1 pseudogene is annotated in these 456 nt (G+C 61.8%); it reads left to right on the forward strand.

Annotated elements, in window-relative coordinates:
• Positions 1-456 (forward strand): annotated as a pseudogene (locus EOA22_RS36850) (hypothetical protein); the annotation flags it as partial.

The raw sequence follows: 456 nt of genomic DNA on the forward strand, positions 1-456 counted from the left end.
GGCCAGGTGGCAAAGGCCAAAACGGACGACACCACGGTCGACAAGACCACAAAGGTCTCGTCGGTTCCCAAGGAGAAGAACATCCACGCCAAGCTCGGTCGGCTGAACTCGCTTCAGCGCAACATCAACGCCTATATGAACTCGAAGAGCAAGAAGTTCGCTGCCATCCAGGCCTTCGTGACGCAGTCCGCCAAAGCCAAGGTCGCTCAGGCCGCCGCTGAAGCGGCCCAGGAGAAGCTGGATGCGCTGAATTCTCAGTTGACCGCGCTGACATCGCTGACGCCCGAGCAGATTGCGGCCATGACGCCGGAAGATCAGGCGGCCTTGCCTGGGAAGATAACGGATCTGGAGGCCGAAATCACTGCCCAGGAGGCAGAGGTCACCGCCGCCAATGAGGCGGCTGCCGCGGCAGAGGTCGGCACCGATGATGCATCGCTCGACGCGGCACTGGCGGAT

This window comes from Mesorhizobium sp. M7A.F.Ca.US.014.04.1.1, assembly GCF_003998745.1.
In the GTDB taxonomy this organism is placed as follows: domain Bacteria; phylum Pseudomonadota; class Alphaproteobacteria; order Rhizobiales; family Rhizobiaceae; genus Mesorhizobium; species Mesorhizobium ciceri.